The 18,997-nt window shown below is 60.2% G+C and carries 19 protein-coding genes; 8 read left to right on the top strand and 11 right to left on the bottom strand.

Annotation, left to right across the window (positions count from 1 at the left end):
• Window positions 1-44 precede the first annotated feature (44 nt).
• From K7H91_RS14520 to K7H91_RS14500, 5 genes are read right to left on the bottom strand one after another with little or no spacing between them, the layout of a single operon-like run.
• Window positions 45-1,091, bottom strand: coding sequence for a branched-chain amino acid ABC transporter permease (locus K7H91_RS14520; RefSeq protein ID WP_230720984.1), 1,047 nt, complete (start codon window positions 1,089-1,091; stop codon window positions 45-47).
• Window positions 1,088-1,948 (bottom strand): branched-chain amino acid ABC transporter permease, encoded by an 861-nt coding sequence (locus tag K7H91_RS14515; protein WP_230720983.1) that lies wholly within the window; start codon window positions 1,946-1,948, stop codon window positions 1,088-1,090. The genes K7H91_RS14520 and K7H91_RS14515 overlap by 4 nt, the downstream gene beginning before the upstream one ends.
• Window positions 1,949-1,951: 3 nt before the next feature.
• Window positions 1,952-2,650, bottom strand: a complete 699-nt coding sequence (locus K7H91_RS14510; RefSeq protein ID WP_230720982.1) for an ABC transporter ATP-binding protein — start codon at window positions 2,648-2,650, stop codon at window positions 1,952-1,954.
• Window positions 2,637-3,377 carry an ABC transporter ATP-binding protein gene (locus K7H91_RS14505; protein WP_230720981.1) on the bottom strand — a complete coding sequence of 247 codons (741 nt, stop codon included), beginning with the start codon at window positions 3,375-3,377 and terminating at the stop codon, window positions 2,637-2,639. Before K7H91_RS14505 ends, K7H91_RS14510 begins: the two co-directional genes overlap by 14 nt.
• 27 nt (window positions 3,378-3,404) lie before the next feature.
• Window positions 3,405-4,721 (bottom strand): ABC transporter substrate-binding protein, encoded by a 1,317-nt coding sequence (locus K7H91_RS14500; protein ID WP_230720980.1) that lies wholly within the window; start codon window positions 4,719-4,721, stop codon window positions 3,405-3,407.
• Between the two features lie 183 nt (window positions 4,722-4,904).
• Between K7H91_RS14500 and K7H91_RS14495 the strand changes: the two genes are divergently transcribed.
• Window positions 4,905-5,807, top strand: a complete 903-nt coding sequence (locus K7H91_RS14495) for a LysR family transcriptional regulator (protein WP_230720979.1) — start codon at window positions 4,905-4,907, stop codon at window positions 5,805-5,807.
• A gap of 86 nt (window positions 5,808-5,893) precedes the next feature.
• Here the strand turns inward: K7H91_RS14495 and K7H91_RS14490 are convergent, their stop codons facing one another.
• On the bottom strand, window positions 5,894-6,253 hold the full coding sequence (locus tag K7H91_RS14490) for a winged helix-turn-helix transcriptional regulator (RefSeq protein ID WP_230720978.1): 360 nt from the start codon (window positions 6,251-6,253) through the stop codon (window positions 5,894-5,896).
• Window positions 6,254-6,383: 130 nt separating this feature from the next.
• On the opposite strand from K7H91_RS14490, the gene K7H91_RS14485 reads away from it, so the two are divergent.
• From K7H91_RS14485 to K7H91_RS14475, 3 genes are all read left to right on the top strand, one after another.
• Entirely contained in the window at window positions 6,384-7,274 is an 891-nt protein-coding gene (locus tag K7H91_RS14485) for an SDR family oxidoreductase (protein WP_269066232.1), read from the top strand.
• Window positions 7,275-7,378: 104 nt separating this feature from the next.
• Complete coding sequence (locus K7H91_RS14480; RefSeq protein WP_230720976.1) at window positions 7,379-7,588, top strand: hypothetical protein; 210 nt, start codon at window positions 7,379-7,381, stop codon at window positions 7,586-7,588.
• A 22-nt stretch (window positions 7,589-7,610) separates the two neighbouring features.
• Window positions 7,611-7,958 (top strand): ethanolamine utilization protein, encoded by a 348-nt coding sequence (locus tag K7H91_RS14475; protein ID WP_230720975.1) that lies wholly within the window; start codon window positions 7,611-7,613, stop codon window positions 7,956-7,958.
• Between the two features lie 126 nt (window positions 7,959-8,084).
• On the opposite strand, the gene trpB is transcribed toward K7H91_RS14475, so the two are convergent.
• The gene (trpB, locus tag K7H91_RS14470) at window positions 8,085-9,293 is read right to left on the bottom strand and encodes a tryptophan synthase subunit beta (protein ID WP_230720974.1); all 1,209 of its coding nucleotides are present in this window, start codon (window positions 9,291-9,293) and stop codon (window positions 8,085-8,087) included.
• Window positions 9,294-9,463: 170 nt separating this feature from the next.
• Window positions 9,464-10,255: an AraC family transcriptional regulator gene (locus tag K7H91_RS14465; RefSeq protein WP_230720973.1), complete on the bottom strand. Its 792-nt coding sequence runs from the start codon at window positions 10,253-10,255 to the stop codon at window positions 9,464-9,466.
• Between the two features lie 395 nt (window positions 10,256-10,650).
• Between K7H91_RS14465 and K7H91_RS14460 the strand changes: the two genes are divergently transcribed.
• Window positions 10,651-11,493: a MipA/OmpV family protein gene (locus K7H91_RS14460; protein WP_230720972.1), complete on the top strand. Its 843-nt coding sequence runs from the start codon at window positions 10,651-10,653 to the stop codon at window positions 11,491-11,493.
• 185 nt (window positions 11,494-11,678) lie between these two features.
• Here the strand turns inward: K7H91_RS14460 and K7H91_RS14455 are convergent, their stop codons facing one another.
• The 3 genes from K7H91_RS14455 to K7H91_RS14445 form a co-directional block, all read right to left on the bottom strand.
• Window positions 11,679-13,247, bottom strand: a complete 1,569-nt coding sequence (locus tag K7H91_RS14455; protein ID WP_230720971.1) for an ArnT family glycosyltransferase — start codon at window positions 13,245-13,247, stop codon at window positions 11,679-11,681.
• Between the two features lie 37 nt (window positions 13,248-13,284).
• Window positions 13,285-14,421: a glycosyltransferase gene (locus K7H91_RS14450; RefSeq protein WP_230720970.1), complete on the bottom strand. Its 1,137-nt coding sequence runs from the start codon at window positions 14,419-14,421 to the stop codon at window positions 13,285-13,287.
• Window positions 14,422-14,585: 164 nt separating this feature from the next.
• Window positions 14,586-15,188 carry a phosphatase PAP2 family protein gene (locus tag K7H91_RS14445; RefSeq protein ID WP_230721036.1) on the bottom strand — a complete coding sequence of 201 codons (603 nt, stop codon included), beginning with the start codon at window positions 15,186-15,188 and terminating at the stop codon, window positions 14,586-14,588.
• 489 nt (window positions 15,189-15,677) lie between these two features.
• Between K7H91_RS14445 and K7H91_RS14440 the strand changes: the two genes are divergently transcribed.
• The 3 genes from K7H91_RS14440 to K7H91_RS14430 all read left to right on the top strand — a co-directional run bounded on the left by K7H91_RS14440 (window position 15,678) and on the right by K7H91_RS14430 (window position 18,936).
• Window positions 15,678-16,388 (top strand): response regulator transcription factor, encoded by a 711-nt coding sequence (locus K7H91_RS14440; RefSeq protein ID WP_269066229.1) that lies wholly within the window; start codon window positions 15,678-15,680, stop codon window positions 16,386-16,388.
• A complete protein-coding gene (locus K7H91_RS14435) occupies window positions 16,385-17,743 on the top strand; it encodes an ATP-binding protein (protein ID WP_230720969.1) in 1,359 nt (452 codons plus the stop codon). Before K7H91_RS14440 ends, K7H91_RS14435 begins: the two co-directional genes overlap by 4 nt.
• Before the next feature lie 65 nt (window positions 17,744-17,808).
• Window positions 17,809-18,936 (top strand): amidohydrolase family protein, encoded by a 1,128-nt coding sequence (locus tag K7H91_RS14430; protein WP_230720968.1) that lies wholly within the window; start codon window positions 17,809-17,811, stop codon window positions 18,934-18,936.
• Window positions 18,937-18,997 lie beyond the last annotated feature (61 nt).

Genomic DNA, 18,997 nt, shown 5'->3' with positions numbered 1-18,997 from the left:
TCTCCTCCTTGTTTGACTTGCCTGCAGCAGGCGTTGCGCATCGCTCATGCAGCATCCGCTGTGTGATTGTTTTTGTGGTCCGCCCAATCATCCGGAATCCTATGGCGAACACTGAAGATTTCGAACCGGAAGCGTCTGTAAATCAGACCCCATATTCCTTCCGGCGCCAGAAGCATGGTCACGACCGCGACCAGCCCCGTCAAAACGAGATACCAGTTGCCGTATTCCGCGAAGAGTTCGCGAAGCGTGAAATAGATGATCGCGCCGATGATCGGACCTTCGACACGCCCGATGCCGCCGATAATGGTGATGAACAGCATCATCACGGCCCAGTTGAGATCGAAAGCGGCAGAGGGCACGACCTGCAGGGACGACACGAAGTAGACGGCGCCCGCCAGTCCGACGCCGGCACCCGAAATGACGAAGGTGACGAACCTGATCTTCCAAACATCGATCCCGAGGCTTTGCGCCGCGCGTTCGTTATTGCGCACCGCGCTCAACGCCAGGCCGAGATCCGATCGCAAGACAACACAGACTGTAACCAGCGATCCGATGGCGACCGCGCCGGAGATCCAGAAGATCGCGACCGAGAACGTGTTGAAATCAAGATTGCGGATACTCTTGAGCGTCATGCCGAGCTGGCCTCCCAGGCCCGGCACCTTGCTGCACAGGATGGCAAGAACCTCCGCCACGACCCAGATGCCGATGGCGAAATAGGCGTCGCGCAGCCGAAACAGCAGCGGCGCGAGAACGGCGGCCATTGCCGCGGCGACGATCGGTGCGGCGAGAAGCGATACATAGGGGTTGAGCCCCAGATTATTCGAGACCGCAAAGGCAGCATACGCGCCGCCCCCCACAAAGGCCTGATGGCCGAAGGATACCAGTCCGGCATAGCCTGCAAGCAGGTTCCACATCTGCGCCATGGCAAGGACCAGCAGGATCTCGCTGACGAGCCGCATCGTCCCCTGCCCGAGAAGCCAGGGTCCCGCGGCAACGCAGGCCATTGCGATAATGGCGAGAACGATCAGCACGGAGAGCGGCAGGGACCGCGTGCCCCTGTCGGAAGGATTGATTGGCGATGTGCCGGTCATGATTTGCCTCCCGCAAAGCCTTGAGGACGGAAAAGCAGAACGGCGAGGAAGACCAGATCGGGAAACAGCAGCCCGCTGCCCGGGTCCAGTTTCAGTCCGATCAAATGGGTGACGCCAAGCAGAAGCCCGCCAAAGAACGCAAAAAACATCGAGCCGACGCCGCCGATGATCACCACCTGCAAGGCGATGAGCAGTCTGTCGACGCCGGAAAACGGCGTGAAACCCGACCGCATACCCATCAAAACGCCTGCCACGCAGGACAAGGCGATCGCCACCGCCATGGCGATTGCATAGATCCTGCGATGATCGACGCCGAACAGCTCGATCGTTTCGGCGCTGTCGGCCGCGGCGCGGATGTTGCGCCCGAATCTGGTCCTGCCGATCAACAGGAAAAGCCCGGCGAAACAGGCCGCCGTCACCGCGAAAATGATCAATGGCAGCACGCCGACCGACAGTCCGCCCAGATTGATGCTCGCCGTCTTCAGCGCACCGGTGTCAATCGAGCGAAGGTCCGCGCCGAACAGCTCCGCCATCGCATTGCGCATAATGATCGACAGACCGAAGGTCAGGATCAATGGCCGCAGCGGATCGGCGCCGATCACCCGGTTGAGCAGCCCGGCCTGAAGCGCATAGCCCACGCCCGCGCCAAGCAGGGCAACGACGACTATGTTGACCGCCGGCGGCAGGCCAAAAGCGGTGCTGAAAAAATAGCCGGTATAGGCCGCCAGCACGATGAACTCGCCATGCGCGACGTTCACGATGCGCATGATCCCGAACGCGAAGGCCAGTCCCAAGCCATAAAGACCGTAGAGCGACCCGAGCAGCAGTCCGTTTACGATTGTCGAAACCCAATCCATTGGCTACGCCCCAAAATACGCGTTCGAGATTTCATCGATGGAAAAACTGTCGCTGCGTCCGGAAAGACTGAAACGCCCCTCCAGAAGGCAATAGAGCCGGTCGGACGCATCCCGCGCCTTGGCGACGTCCTGTTCGACGAGGATGATCGACACGCCGCTTTGTCTGATCTGGTCGAAACAGGCATAGATTTCCTTGATCACTTTTGGCGCGAGCCCGAGCGAGATTTCGTCGCACAACAGCAATTTCGGATTTGAAATCAATGCCCGGCCAATGGCCACCATCTGCTGCTGGCCGCCCGAAATCTGGGAAACCCGGTGATGACTAAGCTCACGCAGGATTGGAAACAGGGCATAGACCGCCTCAAGCGACCACGCGCCCCTGCGACGGGTCATTTCCCCGATCAGAAGGTTTTGCTCGACATCGAGGGATGGGAAAAGCCGCCGACCTTCCGGCACCAGCGTGATGCCCGCTCGCGCATTGATAAACACGCGATTGCCGGTGATATCGGCGCCGTCGAATTCGATCTTGCCCCTGATGGAATTCAGGGAACCGAGGATCGCCGACAGAAAGGTGGACTTGCCTGCGCCATTGGCCCCGATAACGGCGACGGTCTCGCCGGCATCGATGGTGAAGTCCAGATCGAACAGCGCCTGAAAATCGCCGTAGAACGCATTCAGTTTTTGGATATCAACGAGCGTCATCGACTTCGATCCCCAGATAGATCTCCCGCACTTCCGCGCTCTCCAGCGTCTCGCGAACAGGCCCTTCCATGAGCTTTTGCCCGAAGTGAAGCACCATCAGCCGGTCGGCAACCGCCGTCAGCGCGTGCGCCACGTGTTCGATCCAGACGATCGCCACCCCGGTTTTCAGCGTTTGAAGAAGCGCCACCAGCTCCCGGCCCTCCATCTCGGTCAACCCGCCGGCGATTTCGTCGAGCAGCAGGACCCTGGGTCTGGTCGCCAGCGCCTTGGCAAGCTCAAGCCGCTTTCGGTCGAGCAGCGACAGCGCGCCGGCATTGCGGTGTCGTTTGCCGTAGAGCCCCGTCTGCTCGAGGATTTCGCAACTGAAGCCGATCGCCTGCCGATGGGAAATGCCGCCGCCGAAACGCGCCGCGACCAGGACATTTTCGAAAACCGGGATATCGGCGAAGGGTTGCGGAACCTGGAATGCGCGGGAAATGCCCACGCCGGCGCGCTTGTGTGCCGGCAGATCGGTAATGTCGACCCCGTCGAGCAGGACCTTGCCGGCATCCGCCCGGATCGACCCGTCCAGCAGGTTGAACAGGGAGGTTTTACCCGCCCCGTTCGGTCCTAGGATTCCCAGACATTCTCCGAGAGCGACCGAAAAGGAGATGTCGCGCGCAACGTCGATTGCACCGAACGCCTTGTCGAGCCCCTCCACGCGAAGGATATCATTGGTATTCTGCATTTCCGAAATACCGCCCCGTGGCCTGCCTCAGGCCTTCAGCTCGGAAAGGAGCTTGAAATCAGCCTGGGGTTTGATCGCCGGCGCCGTCGGATTGGACGTGATCAGCAGGTCAAACGCGAACGGGCCGTCGGGCGTGCGTATCCACTGCCCCATGGCCATGTCGGTAATGGCGCAGCTCTTGACCGGCGATGTCACGAAATCGATCGGTCCGAGAATGGAGCTGAACTGCAGCGCGTTGATCGCGTCGCGTACCGCGACCGGCTCCTTCGGATTGCCCGATGCCGCCAGCGCGTTGAACCCGACCTCGAAGAGTGCATGCATATAGCCGATCGGCTGGGTCCACTGACGCCCGGTATCCGCCGACCATTGCGCCGCAAGCTCGGCCGCGCTCTGCCCGGTCTGCGACGAGGAAAACGGAACGCCGGGGCTCCACCACACTTCCGTCGACATGCCATTGCCGCGCTCGCCGAGCGCCTCGACGCCGGACGGGAAGAGGAACGCCGCCGCGACCGTGACGATCTCCGGCGAATAGCCCATCTGGGCGGCCTGGTTCCACAGCGTCACAAACGACGGCGCGAACACGAAACCGGTCATGATATCGGCATTTGCCGCCTTGAACTTGGCGATCTGGTTGCTGAAATCGTCGGTGTCGAGGCGATAGAGACCGCCGGGGATCCGCTCGTAACCCGCCTTGATGATCGCGCCTGCGAGGCCGTTGTCGGTATCGGCGAAGGCGTGGCCGGGCGGATTGTCGATATAGAGGTCGCCGACGACTTTTCTTGCCTGGGTCGCGTTCCACTGGCCGACATAGTTCTTCGCCAGATCGCCGGCGGAGAAGCCGAAGAAGAACGTGAAAGGATATCCCTTGTCCGGCGTCGATCCGCGCGCGGCGATGAATGGCTCCCACTGGGTCAGCGTCGAAACGAAGGGAACGCCGATCTGATCCGCCAGTTCTCCGCCGGTGATGTGCGAGTCCGCATCATCAGCCAGCAGGATATCAACCTGCTCCCTCAGAATGAGATCGGAGACAACCTGCCCGGCGCGCGCCGGATTGGACTGGGTATCGCGCACAAGAATCTCAACCTTGTAGTTCTTGCCGCCGATATCAATTCCCTTGGCGTATTTCTCGCGGAACTTTTCGACGTTCCAGGTGGCCGGCTCGCTGAATTCAGCGCGCGGCCCGGTTAGCGATGTGATGTAGCCGATCCTGATCGTTGCGTCCTGAGCGCGGACGATGCCCGGCGCGGACAGACTGGCCAGCGAGGCCGCGCTGGCTGCCAGGAACTGACGGCGCGGCATTTTGATGGACGCGGCAAGAGATCCCTTGCGGGTACGTATCTGCATGTTTTCCTCCCCTGTGACCGAAACGTCAAATCCGGATTTCTCCTCCGAAACCAACGGCTTTTCATTTCGATGCGATAGGAGATTACAGGCTTGCCCAAGCCGAACAACCAGCTTGTTTAGATATCTAAATTCGGTATTTTCGATCAATCAAATGACGAATAGTCGGAGTATGAAGGTATTTCCATGGATCGCCCGGATCTGCTGAAAATCGACTTCCACGCGCTGAGCGTGTTGGTCACGGTTCACAAATATTCCTCGATTCGAAAGGCGGCCGACCATCTGGACATGAGCCAGTCCTCGATCAGCTACGTCATCGAACGACTGCGCCAGGTCTTTAATGACGAGCTGTTCGTACGTCTTGGCCGCGGCATCACCGCCACGCATCGCTGCGAAACCATCGTCGCGGGCGCCAAGTCGCTGATCGCGCAGCTTGAAGAGCTCGCCGCAGAAAAGGAATTCGACCCGGCATCGGCCAGTGAACGATTTGTGCTGAGCTGCAATTTCTACGAGCGCAGCATTTTCCTGCCATTGCTCATCCACAAGCTCAATGCGCGCGCGCCGAACGTCAAGCTGTCCGTGATGACCGTTGGCGGTCACGGTCTCCAGCTGCTTGAATCCGGTGCGTGTGATGTCGTCATCTCGCCGCTGCAAGGCTCCAAGAGCGGCATCTACTGCAAGCGACTGATGACGGAGAAATATGCGTGTTTCGTCTGGAAGGAAAGCAAGTGGGCGCGACAGTCGATGACGCTCGACAATTACAAGAGCGCGCAACACATCATCGCGCAACCGGCGCCCGAGTGGCAGCCTTATTTCCTGCCGACGCTCGATGCCATGAACATAACGATCAAGCCGCATATCGAGATTTCGGGCCTCGGCGCCATTGACCGCGTCATTGCGCAGACGGAGCTGGTGCTGACTGCTTCGGAAGGCTTTTCCCGGATTTTCTCGCCGGATATCATCTCGATTCCCGCGCCGTTCGAATGTGAATTTCCGTTCTACATGACCTGGGGAAAGAGGACGCATTCCTCGCAGGCGCATCAATGGTTTCGCAACCAGATCACCGAAACCGCCCGAGAGCTGAAATAGAGGCCTTTCCGGATAACAAACTTGCAACAGGGCAATATTTCTCGCGGCGTGAACTTCTGGGGATCTTACCCCTTGCCAGCGAGACGCTAAGCCACCCTCGTCCCATGATCCCGGTTTTGCACGATCTTTGCGACCTCCGCATTGTGGTGCGTCCCCCATTCGCATAGCGGCGCGAGCACCTGGGCCAGGCTTCGGCCAAACTCCGTCAATTCGTATTCAACGTGTGGCGGCACTTTTTGGAAATCGATGCGGCGAACGACGCCGTCATCCGTCAGCTCCTTGAGGTGCTGGATCAGCATTTTTTCACTCACATTGGTGACGAGCTTGCGCAGTTGCCCGGTGCGCTTCGGGCCGCCAGCGAGATGATAGACGATAAGCGGCTTCCACTTGCCGCCGAGGATGGCCAGAACCGCTTCCAGGCCACACCGGAAATGCGTCTCGGTCATTTTGATCTCCCAAATTCGATACTTACAAAATAGTGGGTACTGGAACGAAAGTCTGCAGCGTCTTAACTGGGTCGAACGACGATGTCGACGCTCCGCGCCGCACCAACCGCATAAACCGAAAGGAAAATCCATGACCAGGATCCTCGTCACCGGCGCGACCGGTAATATCGGCCGCATGACCCTGCAGCATCTTCTGAAACGCGTGCCCGCCAGCGATCTCGTCGGTCTTGCCCGTGATCCGGCCAAGGCGGCGGATCTCGCCGCCAAGGGGATCGAAATTCGCCAGGGCGACTACTTCGATCATGAGGGGCTGGTGCGCGCCTTCGCGGGCATTGGCAAGGTCATGCTCGTCTCCGCCACCGCCTTTACCGATCGCAATACCCAGCACGAGAATGTCATCAGTGCTGCGAAGCAGGCCGGCGTCGGACATATCGTCTTCATGCCGATCATCCAAAAGGCGGGTTCCGGCTTCCACATGCCGCAGGTCACCGAAGAGGATCGCTTCGTCGAAAAAAGCCTGAAGGCGTCCGGCCTGGTTTACACGCTGGTGCGTCATCCGCCATTTCTCGAGAATATTGAAAACTATGCAGGCGGAGCCCCTCTGGAAAAAGGCGTCCTTGCGCCGGCCGGGACGGGCAAGGCGGCTTACGCCAGCCGTGAGGATCTGGCAGAAGCGCACGCCGTCGTGCTGAGCGAAGACGGGCACGCGTACAAGGACTACGCGCTCTACGGCGGTCCGGCCGTGTCCTTCGCAGACATTGCACAAATTCTTTCGGAGATCAGCGGCAAGGCCGTGCCGTTCAACGTCCTTTCGGAGCAGGATTACGTCGCCCGGTTGATGGCACTAGGGCTGCCCGAACCGGCTGCTGCTTTCATGTTGAAATGGGTGCAGGGCGTCAACGCCGGCGCATGGGACGGCGAGAGCGGCGACCTGGAGAAACTCCTCGGTCGCAAGCCGACAACGCCGACCGAGTACCTGCGCGCAGTCTGTGCTCCCCGCCGCCTTGAAACCGAAACCTGAACCGGCAGAGAGCGACCGGGTCATGGATGTCGAGGCTGGCGGGACCCCAGAATTGCCAATGTCCGTTGCTAGCTGACCGATCCAACCAAAGAGGATTTTCAGGAATGACGTCAAATATCATCGATCAGGTCGCCTTGGCTCTGTTTGCCAGTGATGGAATGAAGATCGCCACCCCCGGCACCACCCTTCAGCAATCCTGGGACAGGATGCCTGAAAAACATGCGCTCTACCGTGAGCGGGCGCTCGTGTTTCTGAAAGTGATGGGGGAACAGATGTCAGGACTGGCCGACGCCGAAATCGCAAAACGTGAATAGCGAGAACGCGGAAAGGAAAGAAATGAAAGTCCTCAGATTTGGACCTGCCGATGCCGTTTTCGAACGTTCGCCCGGGCAGGACGCCGACATTTTCGCCGCCAACATGGCGGATCAAAAACAAGGAGGGCCGATCACGGTCGGATATGGCCGCTACGGCCCCGACCAGGTCCTGGAGACCGATATTGTCGTCGATGACGTGATGGTGGTCCTTGAAGGAAGGGTTTCGGTTGAAGCCGCCGGCGAGACCCTGACCGCTGGCCCCGGCGAAATTATCTATATGTCGAAGGGGAACGCCGTGATCATTCGCTCCCACGCGGAAGGCGCGCTGACCGCCTATGTCACCTATCCTCACTGGTCGGAAGCGGAATAGCATTGCGAAAGAGGCCGGCGCCGGAAGCAACGCTCGAGCCTTGGCTTTGCTGGAGACGGCCTGGAGCGTTTGACCGAATGGCCGCTATCGTCTCCGAGGCGTAGCCCCCAATGGGATAGCGGCTGGCTAGCGCGCGGAACCGTCCGCATCCCGAAACTCGTTCAGAACGAAATCGACATCCTTGTCGCCCCGGCCGGACAGGTTGACCAGGATGGTTTCCGAGGGCGGGCGGCGCTTTGCCAATTTGATCGCGAATGCCAGCGCGTGGCAACTCTCGAGCGCCGGTATGATGCCTTCCGACTTTGCAAAGCGGAAGAAGGTGGCAATCACCTCTTCGTTCGAGATGGCCGCAACCTTCAGGCGGCCTTCCTCATGCAGCATCGCGATCTCTGGACCGACCCCGGGATAGACGAGGCCCGATGCGACGGACGACACTTTTGAAGGTGCTCCGTCTTCCCGCTGCAGAACGAGGGATTGTGCACCATGAAGCGTCCCGGGCGTTCCGAAGGAGAGTGTCGCGGCGTGTTTCCCGGTCTCATTTGACGTGCCAAGCGGTTCGACGGCATGGAGCGTAACGGCGGGATCATCCAGGAAACCGGAGTAGATGCCCATTGCGTTCGATCCGCCCGCCACGCAGGCCACGACATGGTCGGGCAACTGCCCTCCGTTCAGAGACAGGAACTGACTACGCGCCTCTCGTCCCACAACCGACTGGAAATCGCGCACGATCATGGGAAAGGGATGCGGCCCTATCGCCGAACCGATCGCGTAGAGGGCGTGCTCATGCTGCTCGATATAGGCGCTGAACGCGGCGTCGCTCGCCTCTTTCAGGGCGGACTGCCCAGCGCTTGCCGCGACCACTCGCGCACCGAGGAGACGCATGCGCCCGACATTCGAGGCTTGCTTCACCATGTCGACTTCGCCCATATGGATCTCGCACTTGAGACCGAAATAGGCGGCGGCAGCGGCGAGCGCGACCCCGTGCTGTCCCGCGCCCGTTTCAGCAATCAGCTTGCGCTTACCCATATTGCGGGCGAGCAGCGCGAATCCCACGCAGTGATTGATCTTGTGCGCGCCCGTGTGGTTCAGATCCTCACGCTTTATGTAGATGCGCGCGCCGCCGACTTCCGCCGTGGTGGTCTTGAGAAAATGGACCGGCGTCGGGCGCCCCTGCAAACCGACGCGAACCGTATCGAGGTCGTGCTGAAAGTCCGGCCTGTCTCGCAGCGACAGATAGGTTGATGTGAGTTCTTCAAGGGCCGGCCATACTTGCGGTGGATAATGATTGCCGCCAAACCGCCCAAATTGTCCCGTGGCGTCAGGGAATTTTACCAAATACGGAAGATCATCTTGTTGCATCTTGGGAACCTCGACGTTTGCGTGCCGAAGTTACGTGACCCATCGCTTGGCGTATTGAACAGGATTTGCATATCGTGTTGGCGGTGGCCAGGCGCCGCCAGGGCAGTTGAATCCCGTCACGGCGCTTGGATGGGGCAAGCGCCGGCCTATCGTCGATATTTGCCAAGAACGCGCGAGAATGCGCCGGGTGGCATGCCGTAGACCTTCTTGAATTCGCGTGTGAAGTGGGCCTGATCGCTGAAATCCAGCATCAGCGCGACCTCGCTGAGCGGAACGCCCTCGGTCATGAATTCCCTGGCCTTCGCCACCCGCACCTGACGCATATAGGTCTGAGGCGCCATGCCCACCGCACTACTGAAAGTCCGGACGAGATGGCTCTTGTGCACCCCCAGTTCGCGCGCGAGATCTTCGGTCCGCATCGCCCGCGTGAAGTTCTTCCGGATCAGCATGCAGGCCCTTCGCGCCAGCGCCCCGACGCCTTCGTCCGCAGAGTTCGTCGAGAAGACGCACGCTGAAAACATCCGTCGAAGTGAACCCTCAATGGTTTTGTCTTCAACCCTCGCCGCATTCAGGACATCGATAAGCTCTGTTGTCGCCGAGCCCTTCCTGAGAATGGCGGTCTGGATGCTGAGGGGTCCTTCGCGGCGCTCGATCGCGAGACAACTCATAAGGAACGCCCTGGATGGGTACAACGTGACGTATTCCGCATTATCCCCGGAGCAGCGCGCCGCGTGGACTTCAAACGGGTTGAAAAAGAAGATATCGCCAGCCCGGGCGGTTTCACTCCATCTCGCCGATCTGATCTCAGCCGCCCCCCGCTTGATCGCCACGATCGAGTAAGTGCTGTGGAAATGGGGATCAAAACGACTTGCCGTCGCGTGCACGCGCAAGAGGTCAGGTTGCTTCTCGGCAGAGCTTTTGGACTTAACCTGCGTCATCGAAAGCGTCCGGCTGGCGCCAAGTTCCAGAAATGAATTGATGCGGCGGATGCCCCGGTTTGGCAAGCAATATCTTCGATCATTCGGCGCGGACTTCGATTGGACGTCGAGATGACGCGTGGGGGTTCAGAGCGGGAAACAGGGCAACCGCCGAAGCTACAACATATCCGCGCACATGATTATTGCGCCGCGACTGACAACAGCGCGGTTAACCTGACATCCCTGCCCCAAAGCCATCCTGAGAACGCTTTACCGCCACATATGTGGCGCGCCCGCAATCTTTTGTCATCAAAGAAAACACTGTCCCGCCACGCCCTCGGTCACTGTGAGGCTGACCTCCCAGGTTGTGCCGGTTCCGCCGGTACGTTGGTGTTTCATCGGAGCTTTGAGGACAGATGGTAAAATTAGATCATTTCGCTGCGACGGCAATCGGGTTGACGGGCGTCGTCTCCCTGATCGGACTTGCGGACGGGACCTATGCGGCGGATTTCGCCGTCCGGGATGTCCCGCCGCCCGCCATTTCCGGCCCGCAACCGCTCGAAAAAGATGCGTTCGAGTCGCGATGGGAAGTCATCCTCGGCGGCGGCGTGACCTTCGAACCCGAGTATGAGGGCGGCGACAAGATGAAGATCGGCGGTATCCCGATCGTGTCGATCGGCTATGCCAACTGGCTTCAGCTCGATCCGGGCGGCCTGGCCGCCACAGTCTACAAGGATGGCGGCTTCACGGTCGATGCCCGTCTCGGCTACGAGCCCGGACGTTCGGAAAAAGACGGAGACCTGCTCAAGGGCCTCGGCGATGTCGACTATGGCATCACCGCGGGGCTCCGGGCCGGCTATGAATGGGGTGCCTGGGAGATCTATGGTGCGCTCGACAAGACCATCCGCGGCAGCGAGGGGCTGAAGGGCGAGATCGGCATGAATTACGGCTGGCATATGGGTGACAAGCTCGTTGTCGCGACCGGTGTCGGGGCGACAATCGCCGACAAGAATTATATGGACAGCTATTTCAGCATCAACGCCGCCCAGTCCGCGGCCTCCGGCCTGCCGCAGTACAAGGCGAAGGCCGGCCTGCAGCGTGTCGACTTCGACGTGTCCGCCACCTATTTCTTTGACGAACACTGGCTGATACAGGCCGGCGCCGGTGTCGGGGTGCTCGTGGGCGATGCCGCCGACAGCCCGATCGTGAAACGCAAGGTGCAGCCGCAGGTCTCGCTTTCGCTTGGCTACAAATTCTGATCACCCAGACCGCTGCGTTTGTTCATTATCGCGTTTCAACACGACAACGAGCCCGGGCGGTTCGTTGTCGGGAAACGAGACCGCGCAACCATGGTCGCGGACGTCGATTTCCGCATAGGGGTCCGCCGTCGCTCAGCGTGAGTGTGAAAGACGCGCAGCCGGCGGCCCATCTCGGCTGGACCATTTTATTGGGTCGTCCCCTTGCATCTCTCGACGGGGATGACAAGCAGGGTCAATTCCGCCTGCCCTGCCCGGCCCACAGGCAGGCGCGCAGCGGGGCGGGGATCTTCTGGCAGGCATGAAAGGCCCTTCCCCTTTTTTGCCCACGCTTTCTCGCTGGCGACGATAACAAGGCCTTGCCTGCCGGCAAGTCGCGGATCCGACCGTGTGCCAAATCCGCGCTTGTCCCGTCCCAGAGCAATCACGGGCGCGATATCGCCCACCGCAAGATCCAGCTTTCCAGCCTCGGCCCAGCCCAACCCCGCGACTGCGGGTCCATCCAGCATCCCGATTTTCAGGGGCGTGATGACCTCCGCCACCGGAGACCAGTCGATCAGGTCGGCGGTCGGACCATGCAGAGAGGGCGCCAGCCGGTGAAGCGCGCCCGAGGCGCCCAGCGCGGCGGCAACCGTCAGGAGCACGAGCGTCACGAGTGACGTCGCGATCGCATAGCGGATGGCAGGCCGGATGCGGCCGCTCAACCGGGCGCCCAGCAATGGAAAGACGAACAGCCAGCCCGGCATCGGCCAATGCGGAAACCCGGCGCCGCTCCAGAGCGCCTGAAGCGTTGTGTAACCGATCGCCGGAACACCGAGGGCAAGGCAGAACAGCTCTCTTTCCATTCGCCCCTTTCGAAAGGCGTGCACGGCCGACTGCATGAGGGGAATGGCGATCCAGGGGCCCAGCCAGACGATCTGCCCCAGCACCATGCGGGCAAAGGCCCAAGGGGCAAACTGCGGGCTGCCTCGCCCGGTCTGGAAACGCAACGAGGCCCAGTCATGCTGAATATTCCAGACCAGTACAGGCAGAATAACAATCAGACCCACGAAGCACGCGACATATGGACCCGCCGTTGACAACTGCCGCCGATGCCGCGTTGCGATCACGAAGAAGACGAGACCGGCGAGTGTGAAGAGCGCCGAATATTTCGCGAGACCCGCAAGGCCGAACAGCCCGCCAGCGAGGATCCACCAGATTATCGCGGGCGCTTTCTCCTCCGGCGACGGGAAAAGAATCCTTGCCATGACCTGAGCGCCGCACGCCAGGAAGAGCATGAGAGGACCATCCGGAACGATCCAGGCGCCGGCCGAGACGAGAAAGAACAGCGACAGATTGAGGAAAAGGACGGAAAACACTGCCGCCACGCCGCCAAACAGGCGCTCGGTGAGGCAGAAGATCGACCACGACGTCGCCGCAAACAACAGGACCGTGGGAATGCGCACCGCCCAACTGGTTCCGAAGAAAACGCCAGCCGCATGGGCGATCCAGTAGTGCAAAGGCGGGTGATCGAAATACGACAGCGCGAGAAACCGCGACTGGCCGATCGTATAGCTTTCGTCGATGCCAAAGCCGACCACATAGGCCCACACAAGACGCACCAGCGTGAAGGCGAGCACGATCGCGACCGCGATCTGTCGCGGCGATGCGGTGAGCTTTTCGGAAAGCGTTTCGACGGAAAAGGGGTGGGCAGACTGTTGTCTCTGAACGGCACTGCCGCCCGCTTTGCCATTGCCCGGACGCGCTGGCGTTACCATCTCGCAGGCCTCCGGCGGAAAGGGAGAAAGCCGATGGTCATAGCGCACCCGGGCGGTTCCAGACGAGGGTTTGCGTCACCAGATAGTTCCACAAGCCGCTGACGAAGGCGCCGGCAAGACCCGCAACCCACCAGGGGCCGGCCACCGTGAACAGCGCCGTCGCGATACCGACATTGACCACGGCTCCCATGCCGCATATCGCGACATAGATCAGCAATCCCCGGAAAAAGCTTCGTCCACGCAGCTGTTGGTCATAATAGGTCAACAGGTTATTGCCCGAGAAATTGACGACCATGGTGATGAGGGTTGCTATCGCCTGAGCGGCCGCGAAATTCACGCCTGCCACAAGAACCAGGATGAGCAGCGCCATGTGCACGCCGAGGCCGGCGGCGCCGATCAGGAGAAAAGAAACCAGCCGCAGGGAGACCAGACCTCTCGTTGCCTTGGTGAAGAGCAGCCCCAGGAATTGAAGGGCGACGCGACGATCCATCTTGCTGTGTCCGGCCGAACGGGTGGCGAAGCGGTAGGGCAGTTCGGCTATCCGGACATCCGGTTCCGCATTTGAAAGGATATCGAAGAGGATCTTGAAACCCCCATTGCTCAGCCGGGGCGCCATCGCCTCGACCAGATCACGGCGTGTCGCTAAGAAGCCGCTCATGGGATCGGTCGTCTGTGCCGTGATCAAGCGTTGCGCAAGGTAAGTCCCGATCCTCGACATGGCGCTCCTGAATGGCGAGAGCGCCGTTTCCTGGCGAGGCGCGCTATATCGGGTGGCGATGGCGAGATCGTTTCCTTCCCGTATGGCGGCGACCAGTTTCGGCAGGAGGCGGTGATCGTGCTGGAGATCGGCGTCCATGACCGCGACGATCTCGCCCTGCGCGGACAATATGCCCTCGATGCAAGCACCGGCGAGCCCGCGTCGGCCGACCCGGCGAATGCAGCGTATCCGCGGCTCATAATGGCCTATATCGCGCAGCACCTCGACGGTGCGATCGGGCGAATCGTCATCCACGAATATCACCTCCCAGTTCAGGCCGTTGAGGGTGGCGATCAAATGGCCGACAAGCTTGCCGACATTATCCCGCTCATTGAATGTCGGTATGATCACCGAAACGTCCGGAGCTGAGAGAAGCCGTTCTGGTTGGGTTCGAGCGGCTGGAAGGAACATTTCCATGTGCTGACATCCTTGTTTGATTTGACGCGAAATTTGCGCGGCGGCGCTGGAAAGTCTTGCTGATCGACAGCAAGTTCAGGTGGGAAACGTCAGGAGGAAGGGGCTCGGCCGCTGGCATGCAGATGCAAGTGTGACCGGGAAATTGTCGTGTTGATCCGTCGCCATCACGCGCCGGTCTTCAGCCCCATTTTTCCGTGGAGCCAGAACATCAGCCAGCAGACGAGCAGCCAGCCGAGCACGACGTCCGAGAGAAAGTGGGCGCCCATGACGACGCGGTTCAGGGCGACGAAGATGGAGAGCGGAACGATCATCGCGGCGGCGTATTTGCGGTATGCGTCCGGAACGAACACCAGCACGGCCATGAACGCGGCCGCCGATGCGGCTTCCCCGGATGGGAACGAGCAACTGCTCTCGCACATAGATGCGAACTGCCATGCCGGCGTGAACTCCATCGCGCCGCCAAACTCAATCACATGCTGGGGCCTGGCCCGGCCAAAGAAGAACTTGAACGCGTGAACCATGACTGCCGATCCCAGCGCGTAAGCGAGCAGAACGAACAGGGCGCGCTTCGAGATCAGAGGCGCCGAACGCCTGACCGGTCTCGCCACCATCAGGACGATCATCACGGGCACGACAAAGTAAGGAAGCATGCGGTTGGCATCGCGGACGAGCACCAGCAGGCGATCACCGGAAAGATAGAAATGCGTGCCGTCGGTGAAGAGCCGCGAAACGGTGAGGTCAATCTGCGGAAACATGACGAACAGCATGCTGGACAAGAGAACCAGCTTTCCAAGCACAAGCGGCGGATGCAAAGGGAAGGTACGGCCGCGAGGAGCCCAGCTTCCGCCGGCCATTCCGTCGATGGGTACGAGCGAAGCGAGCTTTCCCAGGGGAGGCCGGTTGACATCCTTCGACGCTGAATATGAGGTTTGCACGAGGACCATCCTCTCAATGACTGGTTGTTGAACTGGACGTAGTGGGGGATTGCATGCTTCCGCCATCCGCTGTGGCGCGACATGGCGACTGCAAGTCTTCCGCGCCCGCCGATGGCCAACTCCGGACAGGCGGTTTCAATGCCCATCTTGTGCCACGACGCAGGCCACCGGGATGTTTGCTTGTGTGAAGTTTTGTTTCGGGACGGCCCGACAGCCGCGGGCTCTGAAACAAATCTTAATATTGCTTCAGCCAACGCGCATGCTGCGCCGTGTTATTCAGAGACAGACACAGTGCCATATGAATGGTGAAGGAGCCGGAGCTTGGACGCTTCTCGAATTCTGATCGTCGAGGACGACGCCCAGATCGCCGCGATGCTGCGCGATAGCCTTATGGAAAGCGGAATGATCGCGGAGATCGCCCGGGACGGTATCGCAATGGATGCACGCATGCGCTCCTCCAGTTACGATCTGGTGATCCTCGACGTCATGCTGCCTGGCGAAAGCGGCCTCAGTCTTTGTCGGCGGCTGAGGGTCGCAACGAATATTCCGATCGTGATGCTGACGGCGGCCGATGCCGAGATTGACAGGATCGTCGGTCTCGAGATCGGCGCGGACGACTATGTCACCAAACCGTTCAGCGTACGGGAACTCATCGCCCGGATACGCGGCCTGCTGCGCCGCGCCGCCCTGCCTGCGCTGAAGGAACCGAGACAAAAGCAATTGCGTTTTGAGGGATGGTTGGTGGACCCCATCCGACGGCAGCTCTTCGATCCGACCAACGCACGCGTCGGCCTGACGACGCACGAGTTCGATATCCTGCTCGCCTTTTGCCGAAACCCGGGCCGCGTTCTGACGCGGGAGGAACTCCTGGGCGTCACTCATGCCGGTCTGGCCGGCCCGATCGAGCGCAGCATCGATGTTCACATCAGCCGATTGCGGCAGAAGATCGAACATGATGCCCGCGACCCGGTCGTGATCAAGACCATCCGTCTGGGCGGTTACATGTTTACCGCAAATGTCGAGGAACTATGAGGCTGAAGCGTTTCCTCCCCAACACGATCAGAGGCCAGATCACGCTCATCATCATCGTGGCGCTGATCGTCGTCACCCTCGTCGGCAGGGCCCTGGAGCAGTGGGCAAGGGATGCCGCGCCAGACATGGAAGATATCGTCACGCGCGTGGATACGATGGCGGAACTCCTGAAAGCGTCCCCGCCCGATACGCGCGAAGCCATCCTTTCGGCATCGCGCGCTGCCGGCTGGAATTTCTCGCTGGAGCCGTTTTCGATCAGCGAGAGTTTCACCGGACCGTCGGAACCCGAAGGCGCGCTGGCCATGGCGATCGACGTGCTGTTTCCGGCCGATAACCTCCGCCCACCGGTCGGCGGCTGGCGCACCTTCTGGAACGGGGAGAGAGTGATTGCGGCAAAGGTCGACGACGACACGCTTCTTGTCCTTTCCGGCTTTCCGGACACGATCCTGAACAGCGCCATCCTCAACGAGGGGCCATATTATTCCGTCGCCATCGTCGTTCTGATCGCGTTCTTCTTCATATTCGCCATTCGCGTCATCACCGAGCCGATCAAGCGGATATCCGAAGCGGCCATGCATGCGGACATCGCGAACAGTTCGGAGATTTTCGAGGAACGCGGACCTGTCGAGATCGTCGCGCTCGCCCATGCGCTCAATGCGATGCGAAGCCGGATACGGGTGATGGTCGAATCCAGGACGCGCATGCTGCGGGGCATCGGCCATGACCTTCGAACGCCTCTGACGCGGCTGCGGCTGCGCGCCGACCGCATGGAGGAAGGGCCGGTGCGCGATGGGCTGTTGTCTGACGTCATGCGCATCGACGGCCTCCTGAACGAGGTTCTGAAATATCTCAGGGACGATTATGCAACCGAACCGATACAGCGCGCCGATGTTGCAAGCCTCCTGCAGACCGTTTGCGCGGAGTTCAGCGATGTCGGTTTTCCGGTGCGGTTCGAGGGTCCCAACCGGATGGTCATCGATTGCAAGCCGATGGCCATCATGCGGGCGGTCACCAATCTCTGCGACAACAGCGTCAAGTTCGCGACGGAGGTCACCGTCAGCCTCAGAAACTGCAAGGCGGACTGCGAGATCCGTGTCACCGATAACGGTCCCGGCATTCCGGAACATTTGAGAGAGCGGGTCTTCGAGCCGTTCTTCAAGGGCGATGAGGCGCGGCCCCATGGGGATGCACGAGAGGGCAAGGAAGATTTCGGGCTCGGCCTCTCCATTGTCGCCGATATCGTCCACGCCCATCGCGGCGCCATCTCTCTTTCGGACAACGCGCCGAGCGGCCTGATCTTTCAAATCCTTATCCCGACCCATGGCGGCAACAGAACAACAAGCGAAGCGAAGTGACCTGCTCTCCTGAATGGCCCGGGGCGGGCCAAAACCGAACGACGCAAAACACTGGAGCAAAACTGATGAAGTCGATCCTGAACCCCTTGATGTCCCTTATGACGGGAGGTCCCACCCTTCCAACCGGCGTTCACGCACCTGATGTCGGCGCCGGATCGTCGGCGCCCGGCATTGCCTCGCGCGCCGCGGCAACAGAGATTTCCGACATCGCTTTGCGTGACAAGGACCTGCCATTCATCGGCACGGAGGAAACCTTTTCCACCCGTGAACTGATGACGTTGAACAACAGACTGTTTCTGGAAAAGACCGGTCTTGCCGAAATCGGTCCGCGCCGCATCGCCGCAATGGACGAGGCGGGCATCAATGTCCAGATCCTCTCTGCCCATACGCCGGGGGTGCAGAATGTCCCGGGTCAGGAGGGCATCGATTTCGCCTATCGGCTCAACAAAATGCTCGTTGATGGACCGATGGCTGCCTATCCGGGCCGGTTCCAGGCGTTTGCGACCTTGCCGTTGCTCGATCCGGAAGCCTCGGCGGACGAGTTGGAACGCACCGTTCGGGAGAATGGCTTCGTGGGCTGTCTGACCAACGGGATCATCGGGAAAAAATTCCTCGATCATCCCGATTTCGAGCCCGTGCTGGCGCGCGCCGAAGCGCTCCATGTGCCGATATACCTCCATCCCGGCCTGCCGCCCGACGAGGTTTTCCAGATCTACTACAGCAATATGCGGCCGGAGTATCAGAGGGAATACCAGGACCAGGTTCTCTCCATCTCGGCATATGGATGGCACCAGGAAACGGTTACGCAATGCCTGCGCATGGTCACGTCCGGGGTGTTCGACAGATTTCCCAAGTTGCAGGTCATTGTCGGCCACATGGGGGAGGGTCTTCCGTTCTTCTACAAGCGCATCGTGGAGAAGATGGGTGAAGTGACCGAAGACACCCTGGAGAAGCCGTTCGAGCAGTATTTCCATGACAATTTCTGGTTCACGACGAGCGCATTCTTTCAGGATGAACTGCTCGCTCTCTTGCTGAAATACATCAGTCCTGATCGGGTGATGTTTGCAACCGACTACCCGTTCGCAAACATGAAGGAAGGAACCGACTGGTTTCGGGCAGTGGATCTGCCGCGCGAGACCAAGGAAAAAATCGCGTTCCGAAACGCAGAAAAACTGTTCGGCATAAAGGTCTGACGCATCCGCACCGGCGGCTGTGCGGACGGTCGACGCACGCGCATCCCCAATCGAACGAGGC

The organism is Martelella mediterranea, from assembly GCF_021021415.1.
Taxonomy (GTDB): domain Bacteria; phylum Pseudomonadota; class Alphaproteobacteria; order Rhizobiales; family Rhizobiaceae; genus Martelella; species Martelella mediterranea_C.
The sequence above is the reverse complement of the archived record's forward strand: the minus strand, read 5'-3'. Positions and strand labels throughout refer to the sequence as shown.

Excerpts from the sequence above, each read along its gene's own strand:
- K7H91_RS14485 (WP_269066232.1), top strand. The coding sequence starts at position 6,384 with ATGACCAGGATCCTCGTCACCGGCGCGACCGGTAATATCGGCCGCATG.
- K7H91_RS14480 (WP_230720976.1), top strand. The coding sequence starts at position 7,379 with ATGACGTCAAATATCATCGATCAGGTCGCCTTGGCTCTGTTTGCCAGT.
- K7H91_RS14505 (WP_230720981.1), bottom strand. The coding sequence starts at position 3,377 with ATGCAGAATACCAATGATATCCTTCGCGTGGAGGGGCTCGACAAGGCG.
- K7H91_RS14460 (WP_230720972.1), top strand. The coding sequence starts at position 10,651 with ATGGTAAAATTAGATCATTTCGCTGCGACGGCAATCGGGTTGACGGGC.
- K7H91_RS14500 (WP_230720980.1), bottom strand. The coding sequence starts at position 4,721 with ATGCAGATACGTACCCGCAAGGGATCTCTTGCCGCGTCCATCAAAATG.
- K7H91_RS14445 (WP_230721036.1), bottom strand. The coding sequence starts at position 15,188 with ATGCTGTTCGTCATGTTTCCGCAGATTGACCTCACCGTTTCGCGGCTC.
- K7H91_RS14495 (WP_230720979.1), top strand. The coding sequence starts at position 4,905 with ATGGATCGCCCGGATCTGCTGAAAATCGACTTCCACGCGCTGAGCGTG.
- K7H91_RS14465 (WP_230720973.1), bottom strand. The coding sequence starts at position 10,255 with ATGACGCAGGTTAAGTCCAAAAGCTCTGCCGAGAAGCAACCTGACCTC.
- K7H91_RS14515 (WP_230720983.1), bottom strand. The coding sequence starts at position 1,948 with ATGGATTGGGTTTCGACAATCGTAAACGGACTGCTGCTCGGGTCGCTC.
- K7H91_RS14490 (WP_230720978.1), bottom strand. The coding sequence starts at position 6,253 with ATGACCGAGACGCATTTCCGGTGTGGCCTGGAAGCGGTTCTGGCCATC.
- K7H91_RS14435 (WP_230720969.1), top strand. The coding sequence starts at position 16,385 with ATGAGGCTGAAGCGTTTCCTCCCCAACACGATCAGAGGCCAGATCACG.
- K7H91_RS14510 (WP_230720982.1), bottom strand. The coding sequence starts at position 2,650 with ATGACGCTCGTTGATATCCAAAAACTGAATGCGTTCTACGGCGATTTT.
- K7H91_RS14430 (WP_230720968.1), top strand. The coding sequence starts at position 17,809 with ATGAAGTCGATCCTGAACCCCTTGATGTCCCTTATGACGGGAGGTCCC.
- K7H91_RS14455 (WP_230720971.1), bottom strand. The coding sequence starts at position 13,247 with ATGGTAACGCCAGCGCGTCCGGGCAATGGCAAAGCGGGCGGCAGTGCC.
- K7H91_RS14450 (WP_230720970.1), bottom strand. The coding sequence starts at position 14,421 with ATGGAAATGTTCCTTCCAGCCGCTCGAACCCAACCAGAACGGCTTCTC.
- K7H91_RS14520 (WP_230720984.1), bottom strand. The coding sequence starts at position 1,091 with ATGACCGGCACATCGCCAATCAATCCTTCCGACAGGGGCACGCGGTCC.
- K7H91_RS14475 (WP_230720975.1), top strand. The coding sequence starts at position 7,611 with ATGAAAGTCCTCAGATTTGGACCTGCCGATGCCGTTTTCGAACGTTCG.